Origin of the sequence: Lacinutrix venerupis (assembly GCF_001971745.1) — a bacterium.
In the GTDB taxonomy this organism is placed as follows: domain Bacteria; phylum Bacteroidota; class Bacteroidia; order Flavobacteriales; family Flavobacteriaceae; genus Lacinutrix; species Lacinutrix venerupis.
The window spans coordinates 2,780,555-2,798,929 of record NZ_CP019352.1 but is presented as its reverse complement, the minus strand read 5'-3'; the positions used below and the strand labels follow the sequence as shown (position 1 = coordinate 2,798,929).

Annotated in this window: 11 protein-coding genes, 1 tRNA gene and 1 riboswitch; of the genes, 8 read left to right on the top strand and 4 right to left on the bottom strand. The window is 31.4% G+C overall.

Annotated elements, in window-relative coordinates; all coding sequences use genetic code 11:
- Positions 1–11: 11 nt before the first annotated feature.
- Together BWR22_RS12635 and BWR22_RS12630 are read right to left on the bottom strand one after the other, a co-directional pair.
- Positions 12–722 carry a response regulator transcription factor gene (locus BWR22_RS12635; protein WP_076734022.1) on the bottom strand — a complete coding sequence of 237 codons (711 nt, stop codon included), beginning with the start codon at positions 720–722 and terminating at the stop codon, positions 12–14.
- Positions 691–2,097, bottom strand: coding sequence for a sensor histidine kinase (locus tag BWR22_RS12630; protein ID WP_076734021.1), 1,407 nt, complete (start codon positions 2,095–2,097; stop codon positions 691–693). Before BWR22_RS12630 ends, BWR22_RS12635 begins: the two co-directional genes overlap by 32 nt.
- Before the next feature lie 314 nt (positions 2,098–2,411).
- Between BWR22_RS12630 and BWR22_RS12625 the strand changes: the two genes are divergently transcribed.
- Both BWR22_RS12625 and BWR22_RS12620 read left to right on the top strand, forming a co-directional pair.
- Positions 2,412–3,380 carry a GLPGLI family protein gene (locus tag BWR22_RS12625; protein WP_076734020.1) on the top strand — a complete coding sequence of 323 codons (969 nt, stop codon included), beginning with the start codon at positions 2,412–2,414 and terminating at the stop codon, positions 3,378–3,380.
- Between the two features lie 96 nt (positions 3,381–3,476).
- Positions 3,477–6,236 carry a carboxypeptidase regulatory-like domain-containing protein gene (locus tag BWR22_RS12620; RefSeq protein ID WP_076734019.1) on the top strand — a complete coding sequence of 920 codons (2,760 nt, stop codon included), beginning with the start codon at positions 3,477–3,479 and terminating at the stop codon, positions 6,234–6,236.
- Positions 6,237–6,380: 144 nt separating this feature from the next.
- Here the strand turns inward: BWR22_RS12620 and BWR22_RS12615 are convergent.
- Positions 6,381–6,462: transfer RNA gene (locus BWR22_RS12615), tRNA-Tyr, on the bottom strand.
- 59 nt (positions 6,463–6,521) lie between these two features.
- Positions 6,522–7,781 carry a methionine adenosyltransferase gene (metK, locus tag BWR22_RS12610; protein WP_076734018.1) on the bottom strand — a complete coding sequence of 420 codons (1,260 nt, stop codon included), beginning with the start codon at positions 7,779–7,781 and terminating at the stop codon, positions 6,522–6,524.
- 321 nt (positions 7,782–8,102) lie between these two features.
- Positions 8,103–8,225: riboswitch (SAM riboswitch) on the top strand.
- 120 nt (positions 8,226–8,345) lie between these two features.
- Between metK and BWR22_RS12605 the strand changes: the two genes are divergently transcribed.
- From BWR22_RS12605 to metH, 6 genes are all read left to right on the top strand, one after another.
- Positions 8,346–9,635, top strand: coding sequence for an O-acetylhomoserine aminocarboxypropyltransferase/cysteine synthase family protein (locus tag BWR22_RS12605; protein WP_076734017.1), 1,290 nt, complete (start codon positions 8,346–8,348; stop codon positions 9,633–9,635).
- Between the two features lie 83 nt (positions 9,636–9,718).
- The gene (thrA, locus tag BWR22_RS12600; RefSeq protein ID WP_076734016.1) at positions 9,719–13,114 is read left to right on the top strand and encodes a bifunctional aspartate kinase/homoserine dehydrogenase I; all 3,396 of its coding nucleotides are present in this window, start codon (positions 9,719–9,721) and stop codon (positions 13,112–13,114) included.
- Positions 13,115–13,116: 2 nt separating this feature from the next.
- Positions 13,117–14,286, top strand: a complete 1,170-nt coding sequence (locus BWR22_RS12595; RefSeq protein ID WP_076734015.1) for a trans-sulfuration enzyme family protein — start codon at positions 13,117–13,119, stop codon at positions 14,284–14,286.
- Positions 14,287–14,300: 14 nt separating this feature from the next.
- Positions 14,301–14,597, top strand: coding sequence for a rhodanese-like domain-containing protein (locus BWR22_RS12590; RefSeq protein ID WP_076734014.1), 297 nt, complete (start codon positions 14,301–14,303; stop codon positions 14,595–14,597).
- A 3-nt stretch (positions 14,598–14,600) separates the two neighbouring features.
- A complete protein-coding gene (locus BWR22_RS12585; RefSeq protein WP_076734013.1) occupies positions 14,601–15,602 on the top strand; it encodes a homocysteine S-methyltransferase family protein in 1,002 nt (333 codons plus the stop codon).
- Entirely contained in the window at positions 15,602–18,316 is a 2,715-nt protein-coding gene (metH, locus tag BWR22_RS12580) for a methionine synthase (protein ID WP_076734012.1), read from the top strand. The genes BWR22_RS12585 and metH overlap by 1 nt, the downstream gene beginning before the upstream one ends.
- Positions 18,317–18,375: the final 59 nt, after the last annotated feature.

The window sequence follows — 18,375 nt, the reverse complement described above, 5'->3', positions numbered from 1 at the left end:
AACTAATTTAATTAGTTGCTTTTTTTTATTATAAATTTTAAACCAACTCCTCTAATGCTATTTATGCTAATATTTTTATCTTCTTTAAAATGTTTTCTAACTCTAGTAATAAATACATCCATGCTTCTGCCAGAAAAGAAATTACTATGTCCCCAAACGTTTGCAAGAATATCTTCTCTTGGTATTAATCTATCTTTATTACTGTATAAATAATAAATAAGCTGGGCTTCTTTTTCGGTAATTTTAAAGCTTTTGTTGTTAATGTTTAGAGTTAGATTTTCAATATCAAAAATATAGTTGCCAATTAATATAGGTTCGTTTTTTTTAGCATCTAAAGCAATGGTTTTTTGTTGCTTAGTTCTTTTTATAATATTATTAATACGTAAAATTAGTTCTTCTACTTCAAAAGGTTTGGTGATGTAATCATCGGCACCTAAACTTAAACCTTTTATACGGTCTTCTTTAGTTTTTCTTGCTGTTAAAAATAAAAAAGGTGTTTCGGCATTTTTTTTGGAAATTTTTTTGGAAAGTTTAAAGCCGTCTAATTTAGGCATCATAACATCAATAATGCAAATGTCAAAAGTGTGCATTTTAAATAAATCTAAGGCTTCTTCTCCATCTTTTGCCCAAAACACTTCAAATTTATTAAGCTCTAAGTATTGCTTTAGCGTTATGCCAAAATCAATATCATCATCTGCTAATAAAATTCTCTTTTCTGTCATTTACTGGAACTTTAATATAAAATGTTGTGCCTTCTTTTTCTTTGCTTTCAACATCTATAGTTCCATAATGTGCTTTTATTATTTGTTTACAATAATAAAGACCTAATCCTAGTCCTTTATAATTGTGTATGTTTTTTTCACTCACACGATAGAACTTACCAAATATAAGTTTTTTATTTTTTTTAGAAATACCTATACCATTATCAGAAATCGAAATAATATGATTATTCTCGCTTAGAGTGTATTTAACCTTTAATATCGTGCCATCAAATTTTATGGCATTGTTTAGAATATTTATAATAGCTGTACTAAAGTAAAATTTGTCTATTAAAATTTGTTTTTCTGTATTATCAATGTCTCTAATAAACTGAATGTTGTTGGATATTGTTAAATAAAAGTCATCGCAAACTTCATTTATAAATGCCGAAAGATTAACTTCTTCAAGGTTAAGTTTTATGTCGTTGTAACCTAAACTGTTGTCTACTACTTGGTCGATTAAATTTTGTAACCTTTTGTTTTGCCTGTTTATTGTATTTATGGAGTCTTCGGCAATATCTTTGTTGTCTTTTGCAAACTTATTAGTTAGTGTTTTAGTAGCAATAGATAGGGTTGCTAATGGTGTTTTTAATTCGTGAGTAATATTGTTTATAAAATCTGTTTTAATTTCAGAAACTCGTTTTAATTTAAGTAAATTTCTAATAGAGTATGTAGTTAATGTAATTAAAAATAGAAGTAATAAGAAAGCTATAAAAAACAGTAATAATAATTGTTTAAGAATAATTTTATCCCAATTTAAAATCTTCATATACAGGCTAGCTCTATATCTAATTATAATGGTGTCATTTTCTTGATTACTGTTAATAAACTCTTCGTTAAACGACCAATTCCAATTATTTATTAATAAACCTTCGTAAAAAGGAAAATTAGTTCCTATTAAAAATACTTGTTCATTTTTACTTTCGTCTATAAGGTTTTCTACATTTCCATTTTTATCTATAAGCTGTATGGTTGTTGCAACTTTATTAAATAGTACATTCTCATTTAAATTAAAATGGCCAGCACCTTGTTTATAATATTCTAAAAATTGATCATTTCTTGCTTTAGCTGCGTTTTCTAGAGTTAAAAGCAATTCTTCTTTTGTAATATTACCACTTTTATAATCTGGAATTTTTTTAACAAAGTCCATTCTGTAATTCCAAGACAAAGAATCTACATAGCTGGTTTTTACTATACCGCCAATTTTTTTTCTAGATTCAACAGCAAAGCTCTTTTTTTTAAGATCGTAAGTGTTAAAAATTAAATAACCTTGCATTGTGGTTAAAGCTATTAAAGTAAAAATAGCTCCAGTAATAAGTGCTCTCGATTTTATTTGCATAGAGGAAAATTACTATAATGCGATTTAATATTTTAGTTTTTATTTTCTGTTAACCTATCATTAACTAAGGTTTAAGGCGGTTGGCGAAAAAATAATATTACTAAAATTGCTAATTAATTGTGTGTTAAAGAATTTTGTTATGCAATTTAATGATAAAAGCAAACTGTAGTTTTAAAATTATAGATATTTTATTCTAATTAAAGTTAATGTTTTTTTTAAGAAATATTTAACAAACATAAGTTAAACATTTTCTTCTTTTTAACGTCTTACTGTTATTAACTGTAATTTTACACCATAAACTAATAAATACTATTATGAAATTAAAAGCACTATTAACCTGCGTTACTTTATGCTTAGTGTCGTTATCATTTGCTCAAGACGATTTTCAAGGAGAAGCAACATACATGTCTAAAACTACTATGGACATGGAAAACTTTGGAGGAAGAGAAATGAGTCCAGAACGAAAAAAAATGATTGCAGACCGTATGAAAGGTATGTTAGAGAAAACATATGTGTTAACGTTTAACAAATCTGAATCTATGTATGTAGAAGATGAAAAGTTAGACACGCCTGGAGGTGGACGTGGAATGATGATGAGAATGGGAATGGGTTCTGGTACGCAATATAAAGACATGAAAGAAGGTGTTTTAATTGAGGATAAAGAGTTCATGGGAAAACAGTTTCTAATTAAAGATAATTTAGAAAAGTTAGAATGGAAAATGACAGGTGAAACCAAACAAATTGGTCAATACATGGCAATGAAAGCAGTTGCAATGAAACCTGTAGACCAAACCGATTGGACTAAAATGAGAAGAAGAGGAAGAGATGAGGATAAAAAAGATGATAATAAGAAAGACGAAGCAAAAGGAGATAGAACAGTAAGTGCTTTTGGCGAAGCTAAAGCTAAAGATGGTGAGAAAACTAAAGATTCTTCAATAGTAGCATCAACAAAAAAAGAAACAACAACTATTACAATGGATGATATAGAAATTCCTAAAGAAGAAGAAGTTGTTGCTTGGTACACTATGCAAATACCAGTAAATAATGGTCCTGGAGAATTTTGGGGACTGCCAGGATTAATTTTAGAAATTAATGCCGGAAGAACAACAATTTTATGTTCTAAAATAGTAATGAATCCAGCAGAAAAGAAAGAGATTAAAAAACCAACAAAAGGTCAAGAAGTTACAAGGGCAGAATATACAGAAATTGTAACTAAAAAAATGGAAGAGATGAGGGATATGTACGGTAGAGGACGTGGAGGACGCGGCGGCCGAGGCAGATAAACCAAATAACCAACCATACTATTTATACACAAAACAAATTTTTTGTAAAAAAAGAAGGTGTATGTAAGCTTACATATGTCCATAAAAAATTCCCATATGAAATATATTTTTACGCTACTGTTGTTATTTGTAGCAAATACAATTATTGCACAAGTTAAATTTGAAGGCGTTGTTAAGGATGCAGAAGGCGAAGCGCTAGAATTTGCAAACGTTATTGCTATAAATAAAGAATCTAAAGTTTTAGAGTCTTATGCAGTAACAAACGAAGCTGGACGCTATAAATTAAACCTTGGAAAAAATACAACTTATACTATTCAAGTAAGTTATATTGGTTACAAAAATTTCGAGCAAGAAATTACAACTAAAGAAGAAAGTATAAATCAAAATTTCGATTTACTAATAGATAATAGTCTAGACGAAGTAGAATTGGTTTACGAAATGCCGGTTACTATTAGTGGAGATACTATAACTTATAATGCAGATTCTTTTAAAAATGGAACAGAGCGTAAACTAGGAGATGTACTTGAAAAAATGCCAGGTGTAGAAGTTACAGACGAAGGAGAGATTGAGGTAGAAGGAAAAACAGTTGGAAAAGTAATGGTTGATGGTAAAGACTTTTTCGATGGAGATAGTAAACTAGCTACCAAAAATATTCCAGCAAATGCTATAGATAAAGTTCAGGTTTTAAAAAACTATTCAAATAATAGTCAATTAAGTGGTGTAACCAATAACCAAGATAATATCGCAATTAATATAAAGCTAAAAGAAGGTAAAAAGAACTTTTGGTTTGGTACTGTTACAGCAGGAGTAGGGGACTCTCCAGATGGAGGATTATATTTAGCGCAACCTAAATTGTTTTATTATAGTCCAGAAAAGAGTATCAACTTTATTGGCGATATTAATAATATTGGAGAATTGGCATTATCACGAAGAGATATTTTTAATTTTGGAGGAGGATTTCAGCAACCTAGTCAACAAAGTGGTACAAATATAAATTTAGGTAGCAACGATTTAGGATTTAGACAACTTCAAAATAACCAAGCAAAAGATATTAATACAAAATTTGGAGCAGCAAACTTTAGTTATTCTCCAAAAAGCAGTTTAGAACTAAGTGGGTTTGCAATATTTGCAAGTAGTAGGATTGATTTACAAGAAAATAGCTCTGTACTTTACACAAATAATGATCTAAACATACCAGACGAATACACACAAAGTAATACCGAACAAAAAAGTGATTTAGGTTTATTAAAATTTAGTACAACATATAAGCCAAACGCTAATAATCAATTAGATTACGATATTATTGGTCGTATCTCTAAAGACGAACAAATAAATGGAACATACTCAACTGTAGTAGGAGGTATTAACCAATTAGAAGACACAGATCCTTATAAAATAAATCAAAATTTAAACTATTATTATACTCTAGACGATAGTAACATTTTTGCATTATCTATACAACATTTATTACAAGACGAAGATCCTTTTTATAATGCATTATTAGAAAACGATCCAACAAATAACGATAATGGTTTCGATCCAGATAATCCAGAAAATGATGAAGATTCTTACGATGGTACGGCAGAAGATATCGGTTTAGATAGATCACAACAGTACTATAGCGTTAATCAAGAAAAATTTGTAAAAACAAATCAATTAGACGCTAAATTAGACTATTGGAATATTTTAAATAAAAAAAGTGATATTAATTTTACTGTAGGAACCATTTATAGTAATCAACAATTCGATTCTAACATCTTTCAAACCTTGGACGATGGAACAGATGTAGACACAAACTCAAACATTACTGGAGTATCAGATGTCAACGATATTAAATACACCTTTAGCGATGTTTATTTAGGTATGCACTACCGATACAAAACAGGGAAATTTACAATTAGTCCAGGTTTATCGGCACATGCATATGGTGTAAAAAACGATCAATTTAATACAGTAACAACAAATAATTTCTTTAGATTGTTACCAGACTTAAATGTAAGAGTACAATTAAAATCTTCAGAAAATTTAAATCTATCCTATAAAATGCAAACACAATTTACAGACGTAAATCAGTTTGCACGTGGATTAGTATTAAATAACTATAACTCAACCTTTGTAGGTAATCCTAGTTTAGAAAATTCGCTATCTCATAATATTAACCTAAGTTATTTTAGCTTTAATATGTTTAACTATACAAATGTATTTGCATTTTTAAACTATAGTAAAAACATAGATAATATTAGAACAGAATCTATATTCCAGCCAGGTTCGGTTATTAGAAGTAGTACACCATTTAATTCGGATCTTGCAGATGAGACCTTTACAGCAAGTGGTCGTTTTCAAAGACGTTTTGGTAAATTACAAGCAAGTATAAGAGGTAATTTTAACTTCTCTAAATATAACCAGTTTATTAATAATCTATTATCTGTAAACAAAAGTTTTACACAAACCTATACACCAAGTATTCGATCTAATTTTAGAGAAGCACCAAATTTCGAATTAAGCTACAGATACAGTTTAAGCGATAACGATCAAGGAGATAGAACTACTAAAATTATAACAAATAGTCCATCTATAGAGTTCGATGCATTAATCTTTAAAAAGTTTACGTTTGCAACAGACTATGGTTATACAAGACAAACTTTAGAAGGAAATACAAATAGTTTTGGACTATGGAATGCTAATTTAATGTACAGAAAAACAAACGAAAGTAAGTGGGAGTACGAAATAAAAGCAACAAACATATTAGATGTCTCTTCTAAACTAACAAACAGTGTTGGTGGATTTAGTGTAAGTACAAGTGAGTATTTTATACAGCCAAGATTTTTAACCTTTAGAGCTATTTATAATTTATAATTGGGCGTTACTGGAGTTATGCTTTAGTGCATAACTCCAGTCAGGCTTTCGGCAGTCGCTCTTTTCAAGGAGCTCCAACAAAGCCTCAATCCTTAACGCAAACAAAAAAAGCGAGCTAAAATGCTCGCTTTTTTTTGTTTTGTGTGGGGAGAGCAGGATTCGAACCTGCGAAGACGTAGTCAGCAGATTTACAGTCTGCCCTCGTTGGCCGCTTGAGTATCTCCCCAAAAATCGTTTGCAAATATACTATTGTTTAGCATACTCACAAATGATTTTTAATAAATTTTATGTTAAATCAAATTCTGCCTTAACTTTATCAACGTAATCCAATTTCTCCCAGGTAAATAGCTCAACGTCTAATGTAATATCATTACCATTTGGTCTAGAAAAAGTTTTAGTAACTGTTTCATTTTTTCTACCCATATGTCCGTAAGCAGCAGTTTCGCTATACATTGGGTTACGTAATTTTAAACGAGATTCTATTGCAGCAGGTCTCATATCAAAAACTTTAGAAATTTTCTCTGCAATTTCTCCATCTGTTAAATTAAAAGGGCATGTGCCATAAGTATCTACAAAAATTCCCATAGGCTCTACAACACCAATGGCATAAGATACTTGTACTAATATTTCTTCACAAACACCAGCAGCTACTAAGTTTTTAGCAATATGTCTTGTAGCATAAGCTGCACTTCTATCAACCTTACTTGGGTCTTTTCCAGAAAAAGCTCCACCACCATGAGCGCCTTTTCCACCATAGGTATCAACAATAATTTTTCTTCCTGTTAATCCTGTATCACCATGTGGTCCACCAATTACAAATTTTCCTGTAGGATTAATGTGGTATTTAATATCATCATTAAATAATGCCTGTAAATGCTCTGGAAGTTTTGCAATAACTCTAGGAATTAAAACCTCTATAATGTCTTTTCTAATTTTATCAAGCATTGCGGTATCGCTAGTGTCAAAATCATCATGCTGTGTAGATACAACAATAGCTTCAATGCGTTGAGGTATATTATCATCACTATACTCTATAGTAACTTGACTTTTAGAATCTGGTCTTAAGTAAGTAATATCTTTATTCTCACGACGTAGCTCAGCTAATTCAATTAATATTTTGTGAGACAAATCTAAAGCCAATGGCATGTAGTTTTCGGTTTCATTTGTAGCATAACCAAACATCATACCTTGGTCACCTGCACCTTGTTCTTCTTTACTTTCTCTGTCTACACCACGATTAATGTCGTCACTTTGTTCGTGGATAGCACTAAATACGCCGCACGAATTACCGTCAAACATATAAGCGCTTTTAGTATAACCAATTTTGTTAATGGTATCTCGTGCAATTTTTTGAACGTCTAAATAAGTATTAGATTTTACTTCGCCTGCAAGCACAACTTGTCCAGTAGTAACTAAAGTCTCACAAGCTACTTTAGATTCGCTGTCGAATGCTAAAAAATTATCTATTAATGCATCACTAATTTGGTCTGCAACTTTATCTGGATGTCCTTCAGATACACTTTCTGATGTAAATAAATACGCCATAGTTTTCTCTTAAATTTTAAATGTACAGGATTTGACGAAAGCGTCGAAGGAAGTTTACACTGCCTTTAGCATTTTTTAATGAGGTTGCAATCAGTCAAATCCGTCCTCGTAATTAATTTTCAGCAAAAGTATAAAAATTATATGGATAGAAAATTGTTTTCATATTTTTTAAGAAAAATTTTAAGATATATTCTTTTATTGTGAAAATATTTCTGTTTAAATAGTTTTTTAATAAAAATGATGAAATATATTCTGTTTTATTTGTTTGTGTAAAATATTTTTCACAATATTTGTACTCACAAAGTTCAAACACTTACTGAAATGTTATCAAGAAAGGTGGAGAGATAGACTCTTTGAAGCCTTAGCAACCCTTAGACTTACTAAGAAGGTGCTAAATTCTACTTAATGCTCGATTCATTAATCGAAACATTGGATAGATAACTAAAACCTAATTACTCATTTGTAGTTAGTATTTTCTTTTTAACATTTTTCTATTAGGTATGCTTCAATCGAAGCTTATTTGACTTTTGAATTAATTTAGTTTAACTCGAAAAAATTAGAAAAATGAGTACACAAAAATTTGCTACGCAAGCATTACATGCAGGACACGACACAACACAAACTAGTGGTACAAGAGCAGTGCCTATTTATCAAACAACTTCGTATGTTTTTAATAATTCAGAACATGCAGCAAATCTTTTTTCGTTAAAAGAATTAGGGTTTATTTATACACGTTTAAATAATCCAACAAATCAAATATTACAAGAGCGTTTAGCTGCTCTAGAAGGCGGAGTTGGTGCAGTTGCTTTTGCTTCTGGTACCGCGGCAATTTCTACAGGATTATTAACATTATTAAAGGCAGGAGATCACATTGTAGCATCAAGTAGTTTGTATGGTGGAACTTACAATTTATTAAGTGTAACCTTACCAAGATTAGGTATAACAACAACATTTGTAGATGCTTCAAACCCTCAAAATTTCGCAGATGCGGTTCAAGAAAATACAAGAGCTTTTTTTGTAGAATCTTTAGGTAACCCAAAATTAGATGTTTTAGATATTGAAGGTATTGCTGTACACTCTAAAGCAGCTAAGGTTCCTTTTATAGTTGATAATACAGTGGCTACGCCAGCATTGTTAAACCCAATAAAGCATGGAGCAAATATTGTAATTCACTCTTTAACAAAATATATAGGAGGACAAGGAAACTCTTTAGGTGGTGTTATTATAGATGGTGGGAATTTTGATTGGTCTAGCGGTAAATTTCCAGAATTTACAGAGCCTTCTGCAGGTTATCATGGTCTAAAATATTATGAAACCTTAGGTGCAGCTTCTTTAACTTTTAAATTAATTTTAGAAGGACTACGAGATTTTGGCGGAGCATTAAGTCCAACAAACGCATTTAATATTATTCAAGGTTTAGAAACTTTAGAAGTAAGAATTAAACAACATTCTCAAAATGCACTTGCTTTAGCACAATGGTTAGAAAACCAAGAAGAAGTAGCTTGGGTAAACTACCCAGGTTTAGAAAGTAGTAAATATAAATCTTTAGCAAATAAATATTTACCAAAAGGACAAAGTGGTATTGTAACTTTTGGAGTAAAAGGAGGTTTTGAAGCTGCAAAATCTGTAGCAGACGCTACTAAAACTTTTTCGTTGTTAGCTAATATTGGCGATACAAAATCATTAATTATCCACCCAGCGAGTACAACACATCAACAACTTGACGAGGCACAACAAAAAAGCGCAGGAGTAACTCAAGATTTAATTCGCTTATCTGTAGGAATAGAAGATATAGACGATTTAAAAACAGATTTAAAAAATGCTTTTTCAGTATTAAAACAGGTAGTGGCCTAATAATATAATTTTAATTATATAGTAGAAATGGCTTCGCATTTTAATTGCCATTTAAAATGTGAGGCTTATTTCAAATTTTAAAAATGAAAGATTTACAATACATAGAGAATATAGATTATGCTACCCAAAACGGGAAGTCAGTTAAAATAAAACTGTCTTATCAGGTTTTTGGAAAAACATTACATACAGCTCCAATTGTATTAGTTAATCATGCCTTAACAGGTAACAGTAATGTTGCGGGAAACGATGGTTGGTGGTCAGAGTTAGTTGGTAAGGATAAAGTTATAGACACTAAAGAATATACTGTTTTAGCCTTTAATATTCCAGGAAATGGTTACGATGGTTTTTTAATAGAAAATTATAAAGATTTTATAGCTAGAGATATTGCAAAGCTATTTTTAATAGGATTAGAAAAACTTAAAATAAAATCGCTTTTCGCTGTTATTGGTGGCTCACTTGGTGGAGGTATTGCTTGGGAAATGGTTGTTTTAAAGCCCAATTTGGCTACACATTTTATACCTGTTGCTACAGATTGGAAAGCTACAGATTGGCTTATGGCAAATTGCCAAATACAAGAGCAGTTTTTAGTAAATTCTAAAAACCCAGTACACGATGCACGTATGCACGCGATGTTGTGTTATCGTACACCAGAATCTTTTAAATCAAGGTTTCAACGTTCTAAAAATAAAGAGCTAGAAATCTTTAATGTAGAGAGTTGGTTGCTTCATCATGGTAATAAATTACAAGAGCGTTTTCAGCTTTCGGCTTATAAATTAATGAATCAATTATTACGCACAATTGATGTTACTAAAAATCGAGAGCCAAATAAAAACGTCTTAGATGTTATTCAATCTAAAATAACAATAGTTGCAGTAGATTCCGATTTGTTTTTTACTGCTGAAGAAAACCGAGAAACACAAAAACAATTAGCGTTAACACATCCAAATGTTACCTATAACGAAATAAATTCCATTCATGGGCATGATGCTTTTTTAATAGAATTTGAACAATTAGAAAATATAATTAAAGGCATTTTTAAACCTAAAGTAAAAGAGAAAAAAATGAAGGTATTAAAATTTGGAGGAAAGTCCTTAGCCAATGGAGAAGGTTTAAATAGAGTAATTTCTATAATAGAAAATAAAGTTAAAGATCAAGAAAATATTGCTGTAGTTGTTTCTGCAAGAGGAAGTGCTACCAACCAATTAGAGGCTATTTTAGAAAAAGCAGTAAAAAACCAAAGTTATAAAGAGCAATTAGAAGCTTTTAAAAGTTATCAAAAAGAAGTAATAAATATTGGTTTTGAAGAAGAGTTTTCAAGACTCGATAGTTTATTCGAAGGTGTACAATTACTTGGTGACTATAATCAAAAAATAAAAGATGAAGTTTTGGCGCAAGGCGAATTAATTTCTGCTAAACTAATTACTGCCCTATTAGAAAATAAAAATATTAATGCTAAAGTAGCAGATGCTAGAATTCTAATAAAAACAGATGATACTTTTGGTAATGCAAAACCAATTGATGCCTTGTCTAAAAAAAATGTAATCGATTATTTTAAACAAAATAATGGTACTACAGTAAATATAGTTACAGGTTTTATAGCTTCTAATAAAGACAACAAAACAACCACTTTAGGGAGAAATGGTAGTAATTATACAGCATCATTATTGGCAAATTATTTAGATGCAGAAGAATTACAAAATTACACACATGTTAACGGAATTTATACTGCAAATCCAGATTTAGTAGAAGATGCAAAAAAAATTGAAAGATTATCTTTTACCGAAGCTAATGAGCTAGCAAATTTTGGAACAACTATTTTACATGCTAAAACTATAATTCCTTTAATAGAAAAAAATATTCCACTACGTATTTTAAATACATTTAATCCAGAAGACAAAGGCACAATAATTACAGCACAAAATAAAGATAAAGGCATACGTTCATTGTCTGTTTTAGATAATGTGGCTTTAATAAATATAGAAGGTCGTGGTTTATTGGGTAAAGTAGGTGTAGATGCTAGAATTTTTAGTGCTTTAAGTAAAGAAAACATAAGTGTAAGTATTATTTCTCAAGGCTCGTCAGAACGTGGAATTGGATTAGTTATCGATGCTGAAAAAGCATCTAAAGCCGTAATTGTTTTAGAACAAGAGTTTGAAAACGATTTTTACTCTCAAGACATTAATAAAATTAGTGTAATAGACGATGTGTCTGTAATATCAATAATTGGTCAAGAGCTCAGCACATTCCATAAACCGTTTAACGCTTTAATTAAAAACCAGATTATTCCATTACTCTTCAATAATACCATTACAGGCGAAAATGTGAGTATTGTAATTAAAAAAAATGAACTTAATAAAGCATTAAATGTTATTCATGGTGAAATTTTCGGAATTTCTAAAAAAATAAACCTAGCCATTTTTGGTCATGGTTTAGTTGGTAGCGAACTAATAAATCAAATTATAGCTTCAGCTAAAGATATAGAAAAACGTAAAGGTATTAAACTTAATATTTTTGCAATAGCTAATTCTAAAAAAGTACTATTTAACCGAAAAGGAATCGATGCAAATTGGAAAGAGAATTTAAAAACAAAAGGTGAGAATTATGTAATTGACGATGTGTTTCAGTTTGCAAAAAATAATCATTTAGAAAATTTAGTAGCAATAGATAATACATCAAGTAGAACCTTTGTAAATAACTATATAAAGCTTGTTGAAGAAGGATTCGATTTGGTATCGTCTAATAAAATAGCAAATACTATCGATTTTAAATTTTATAATCAATTACGAGAAACATTAGATAAGAATCAAAAAAAATATTTATACGAAACTAATGTTGGAGCAGGATTACCTTTAATAGATACTATTAAATTGTTACATCTTTCTGGAGAAAACATAGTTAGAATTCGTGGTGTGTTTTCAGGCTCGTTAAGTTATTTGTTTAATACCTTTTCTTCTCAAAATATTCCATTTTCTCAAGCATTACAACAAGCATTAGATAAAGGTTATACAGAGCCAAATCCAAGAGAAGACTTAAGCGGAAATGATGTAGCAAGAAAATTATTGATTTTAGCCAGAGAGCTAGATTTACATAATGAAATTGAAGATGTTAATATTCAAAATTTAATTCCAGAACAACTTAGAGAAATTGAAACTTCAAAGTTTTTAGAATCGTTTAGCGAAATGAACCAAGAATTTCAGCAGCAAAAAGAAGTTCAAAAAGAAAACCATGTGCTGCGTTATATAGGCGATTTACATGGTGATTTATCGCATGAAAAAGGAGCGATATTAGAAGTTAAATTAGTGTCGGTTCCAAGTCAATCTCCTTTGGGAGCATTAAAAGGAGCAGATTCTATTTTCGAAATATATACCGAAAGTTATGGCGATAACCCAATAGTAATTCAAGGAGCAGGGGCAGGAGCATCTGTTACAGCAAGAGGTGTTTTTGGAGATATTTTAAGACTAACAGAAAGAAATAATTAATAATGAGCACTAACAACTTCGAAACCCAAGCCATTCGAACACAAACAGAGCGTTCTCAATTTTTAGAACACTCAACACCTTTGTACTTAACATCAAGTTACGTATTTGAAGATGCTGAAGATATGCGTGCCTCTTTTGCAGACGAAAAAGATCGTAACATTTACAGTCGGTATTCCAATCCTAATACAACAGAGTTTATAGATAAAATCTGTAAAATGGAAAGCGCAGAAAGTGGTTACGCTTTTGCTTCAGGTATGTCAGCAGTGTTTTCAACTTTAGCAGCATTATTAAATTCAGGAGACCATATTTTGTCTTGCAGAAGTGTATTTGGATCCACACAAACCATGTTTAAAAACATACTTCCAAAATGGAATATTTCGACTAGCTATTTTAAAATAGATGAAATTGAAAACATTGAAAGTTTAATTCAACCTAATACAAAAGTTATTTATGCTGAAAGTCCAACTAATCCAGCTATAGATATTTTGGATTTGGAAGCCATAGGAAACATTGCCAAAAAGCACAACATCATATTAATTATAGATAATTGTTTTGCTACACCATATTTACAACAGCCTATTAAATTTGGTGCAGATTTAGTAATTCATTCAGCTACCAAATTAATAGATGGACAAGGTCGTGTACTTGGTGGTATTACAGTTGGTAGTGCAGATTTAATAAAAAAAATCTATTTATTTTCTCGTAATACAGGACCTTCTTTATCGCCTTTTAACGCTTGGGTATTGTCCAAAAGTTTAGAAACACTAGCAGTAAGGTTAGACAGGCATTGTGATAATGCTTTAAAAGTAGCAACTTTTTTAGAAGGTCACGATAAAGTTAACCTTGTAAAATATCCTTTATTAAAATCACATCCACAACACCATTTGGCTAAAAAACAAATGAAAGCAGGAGGAAGCATTGTTGCTTTTGAAGTTAAAGGTGGTGTTGCGGCTGGAAGACAATTTTTAAATAATATTAAACTATTATCACTTTCTGCAAATTTAGGAGATACGCGTACCATTGTAACACATCCAGCGTCTACAACACATGCAAAATTAACTGAAGAAGAAAGATTACAAACCGGAATTACAGGTGGTTTGGTACGTATTTCGGTTGGGTTAGAGCATCCAGAAGATATTATTAACGATTTAAAACAAGCTTTAGAAGTTTAATTAAAATATAAATTATGAGTAGTAATCCAGAATTTAAGCACATTCAAGAGTACCTAGATAAAGGTGCTATAATATTAGATGTCAGAACTGATACAGAATTTGAAGAAGGTCACGTTAAAGATGCGTTGCATATTGTTTTAGACGATTTAGAATATGAAATAGACAGAATAAAAGCTTTAAAAAAGCCAATAATTACGTGTTGTAGAAGTGGAGCAAGAAGCGAACGTGCTAAAGATTTATTAGAAGACAATGGTATTGATGCAATAAATGGAGGTCCATGGCAAAATGTAGAATCTTATTTGCAAAAATAGAATATGGCAAATATTTATAACGAAATACAAAAACGAATTTTAGTACTTGATGGTGCAATGGGTACCATGTTACAACGCTATAATTTTACAGAAGAAGATTTTAGAGGCGAGCGTTTTAAAGACTATCCATCTTCTTTAAAAGGAAACAACGATTTACTGTCATTAACTCAACCCAATGCTATTGCAGACGTACATCGTAAGTATTTTGAAGCTGGAGCAGATATAGTAGAAACTAATACATTTTCAGGTACAACCATCGCTATGGCAGATTACGATATGGAAAATTTGGTTTATGAGCTTAATTTTGAATCCGCTAAAATTGCTAAATACGTTGCTACGGAATTTACTAATGCAAATCCTGAAAAACCACGTTTTGTGGCAGGAAGCATTGGGTCAACAAACCGTACAGCAAGTCTAAGTCCAGATGTTAATAGACCAGAATTTAGGGCTGTAACTTTTGATGAATTGAGAATTGCTTACAAGCAACAAGTAGAAGCCTTAATTGATGGAGGTGTAGATTTATTGTTAGTCGAAACTATTTTTGATACACTCAATGCAAAAGCAGCATTATTTGCAATTGAAGAAGTAAAAGAAGAAAAAAACATAGACATTCCAATTATGGTATCTGGTACCATAACAGATGCTTCTGGTCGTACATTGTCTGGTCAAACCGTAGAAGCTTTTTTAACTTCTATTTCTCATGTGCCATTGTTAAGTGTTGGTTTTAATTGTGCATTAGGTGCAGAGCAATTGCAACCTTATTTAAAACGTCTGTCAAGTCAAACAGATTTTTTTACTTCTGCACACCCAAATGCAGGATTACCAAATGCTTTTGGAGAGTACGATCAAACTCCAGAAGAAATGAAAAACTTTATTGAGGCCTATTTAAAAGACAATTTAATAAATATTATTGGTGGTTGTTGTGGCACAAATCCAGAACACATAAAAGCTATTGCTGAAGTTGTTAAAAAATACGAACCACGTAAAATTAAAACATTATCGTAATGGCAGAAAGCGATTGTAAAAAATATTTAACACTTTCAGGTTTAGAACCCTTAATTGTAACTCCAGAAAGTAATTTTATAAATGTAGGAGAACGTACCAATGTTACTGGTTCTCGTAAATTTTTACGTTTAATAAAAGAAGAAAAATATAGCGAAGCTTTAGATGTCGCTAGAGACCAGGTAGAAGGTGGTGCACAAATTTTAGATGTCAACATGGATGAAGGCATGTTGGATGGTGTACATGCCATGACTACCTTTTTAAATCTTATTGCTTCAGAGCCTGATATTTCCAGAATTCCTATAATGATTGATAGCTCTAAATGGGAAATTATTGAGGCTGGTTTAAAGGTGGTTCAAGGTAAATCTGTTGTAAATTCTATAAGTTTAAAAGAAGGAGAAACCGAGTTTATACGTCAAGCTAAACTAGTAAAGCGTTATGGAGCTGCTGTAATTGTCATGGCTTTTGATGAAAATGGACAAGCAGATACCTATAAGCGTCGTATTGAAATTTGTGAGCGTTCTTATAAAATATTGGTCGACATTGTCAATTTTCCACCACAAGACATCATTTTTGATCCTAATATCTTTCCTGTGGCAACCGGAATGGAAGAGCATCGTAAAAATGCGCTAGACTTTTTTAATGCTACAAAGTGGATTAGACAAAATTTACCGTTTGCTAATGTGTCTGGAGGAGTAAGTAATGTGTCCTTTTCTTTTAGAGGAAACAATACTGTGCGTGAGGCTATGCATTCTTCATTTTTATTTCATGCCATAAAAAACGGAATGAATTTAGGAATTGTAAACCCAACGATGTTGGAGATTTATGATGAAATTGATAAAGAGTTACTGCAATGTGTTGAAGACGTTTTGTTTGACAGACGTGAGGATGCTACTGAGCGTTTATTGGAATTTGCCGAAACCGTAAAAGGAAATAAAAAAGAATCTACAGAAACGGTTCAAGAATGGAGAAATACCGAGTTACAAAGCAGAATTACACATGCTTTAGTAAAAGGGATCGATACATATATAATTGATGATGTTGAAGAAGCAAGACAATCTGTTTCAAGACCAATAGAGGTTATTGAAGGACACTTAATGCAAGGTATGAGTGTGGTTGGAGATTTATTTGGAAGCGGAAAAATGTTTTTGCCACAAGTAGTAAAATCGGCTAGAGTTATGAAAAAAGCTGTAGCGTATTTGCAACCATTTATTGAAGCCGAAAAAGACGGAAAACAAGAGTTTGCTGGAAAAATTTTAATGGCAACCGTAAAAGGTGATGTGCATGATATTGGTAAAAATATTGTGAGTGTAGTTTTAGGTTGTAATAATTACCAGATTATAGATTTAGGCGTTATGGTTCCGCCAGAAAAAATAATTGATACTGCTATAAAAGAGGAGGTTGATATTATTGGTTTAAGTGGTTTAATTACTCCATCATTAGATGAAATGGTTTATGTGTCTAAAGAAATGGAAAAGCAAAATCTTGATATTCCTTTGATAATTGGAGGAGCAACCACGTCTAAAGCACATACTTCGGTTAAAATTGCACCTCATTATAAAGATGCTGTGGTACATATTAATGATGCGTCAAGAGCAGTAACAGTTGTTGGCGAATTATTAAATAAAAATAATGTTGTTTATAAAGAGCAAATTAGAGAAGAATACGATGTGTTTAGAGAAAAATTTTTAAACAGAACCAAACAAAAAGACTACATAAGCATTGAAGAGGCTAGAAAAAGAAAATATAAAATAGATTGGCAAACCTCTAAAATTGTGAAGCCAAAACAATTAGGAATTCAAATAATTGATGATTTTGATATTACAAAATTAGAAGCGTATATAGATTGGTCTCCATTTTTTAGAAGTTGGGATTTACATGGAAAGTATCCTGAAATTTTAACTGATAGCGTAGTTGGAAGTCAAGCGACAGAATTATTTAAAGATGCTCAAGAATTATTAAAAAGAATTTTTGATGAAAAGCTATTAAAAGCAAAAGCCATTTTTGGGTTGTTTCCTGCAAATACCATAAATGATGATGATATAGAGGTTTCTCTCAAAGAATGTCATACTGAACTCGTTTCAGTATCTCATAATCATGAGGACCAACTAACCTTTTTAACCTTACGTCAACAACTAAAGAAAAGAGAAGGTGTGCCTAACCATGCGTTAGCAGATTTTATTGCTCCAAAAGAAACAGGAATTCAAGATTATATTGGTGCTTTTTGCGTGTCTACAGGTTTTGGTACAGCAGAATTAGCTGAGCAATTTGAGGCTGAAAACGACGATTATAATTCGATTATGATTAAAGCGTTAGCAGATAGATTAGCCGAAGCTTTTGCAGAATATCTACATAAAGAAGTAAGAACAAAACATTGGGCTTACGCACAAGATGAGAGTTTAACTAACCAAGAATTAATTAAGGAAAGTTATAAAGGCATTCGTCCAGCTCCTGGTTATCCTGCGTGTCCAGATCATTTAGAAAAGCAAACCATTTGGAAGCTATTAAACGTGGAAGAAAATATTGGTGTAAAACTTACCGAAAGTCTTGCCATGTGGCCTGCAGCAAGTGTTAGTGGCTATTATTTTGGTAATCCTGAGGCTAAGTATTTTGGCTTAGGTAAAATTAAGGAAGATCAATTATTAGATTATTCTAAACGAAAAAATATTAGCACAGAAGAAGCGACCAAATGGCTAAACCCAAATTTAGCAGATTAGTGCGTTAGTGATTGAACGGTCTGTTTGAGCTCCTCGCAGAGAGCGAGTAGTGAAAGCGC

Excerpts from the sequence above, each read along its gene's own strand:
- BWR22_RS12635 (WP_076734022.1), bottom strand. The coding sequence starts at position 722 with ATGACAGAAAAGAGAATTTTATTAGCAGATGATGATATTGATTTTGGC.
- BWR22_RS12630 (WP_076734021.1), bottom strand. The coding sequence starts at position 2,097 with ATGCAAATAAAATCGAGAGCACTTATTACTGGAGCTATTTTTACTTTA.
- BWR22_RS12625 (WP_076734020.1), top strand. The coding sequence starts at position 2,412 with ATGAAATTAAAAGCACTATTAACCTGCGTTACTTTATGCTTAGTGTCG.
- BWR22_RS12620 (WP_076734019.1), top strand. The coding sequence starts at position 3,477 with ATGAAATATATTTTTACGCTACTGTTGTTATTTGTAGCAAATACAATT.
- metK (WP_076734018.1), bottom strand. The coding sequence starts at position 7,781 with ATGGCGTATTTATTTACATCAGAAAGTGTATCTGAAGGACATCCAGAT.
- BWR22_RS12605 (WP_076734017.1), top strand. The coding sequence starts at position 8,346 with ATGAGTACACAAAAATTTGCTACGCAAGCATTACATGCAGGACACGAC.
- thrA (WP_076734016.1), top strand. The coding sequence starts at position 9,719 with ATGAAAGATTTACAATACATAGAGAATATAGATTATGCTACCCAAAAC.
- BWR22_RS12595 (WP_076734015.1), top strand. The coding sequence starts at position 13,117 with ATGAGCACTAACAACTTCGAAACCCAAGCCATTCGAACACAAACAGAG.
- BWR22_RS12590 (WP_076734014.1), top strand. The coding sequence starts at position 14,301 with ATGAGTAGTAATCCAGAATTTAAGCACATTCAAGAGTACCTAGATAAA.
- BWR22_RS12585 (WP_076734013.1), top strand. The coding sequence starts at position 14,601 with ATGGCAAATATTTATAACGAAATACAAAAACGAATTTTAGTACTTGAT.
- metH (WP_076734012.1), top strand. The coding sequence starts at position 15,602 with ATGGCAGAAAGCGATTGTAAAAAATATTTAACACTTTCAGGTTTAGAA.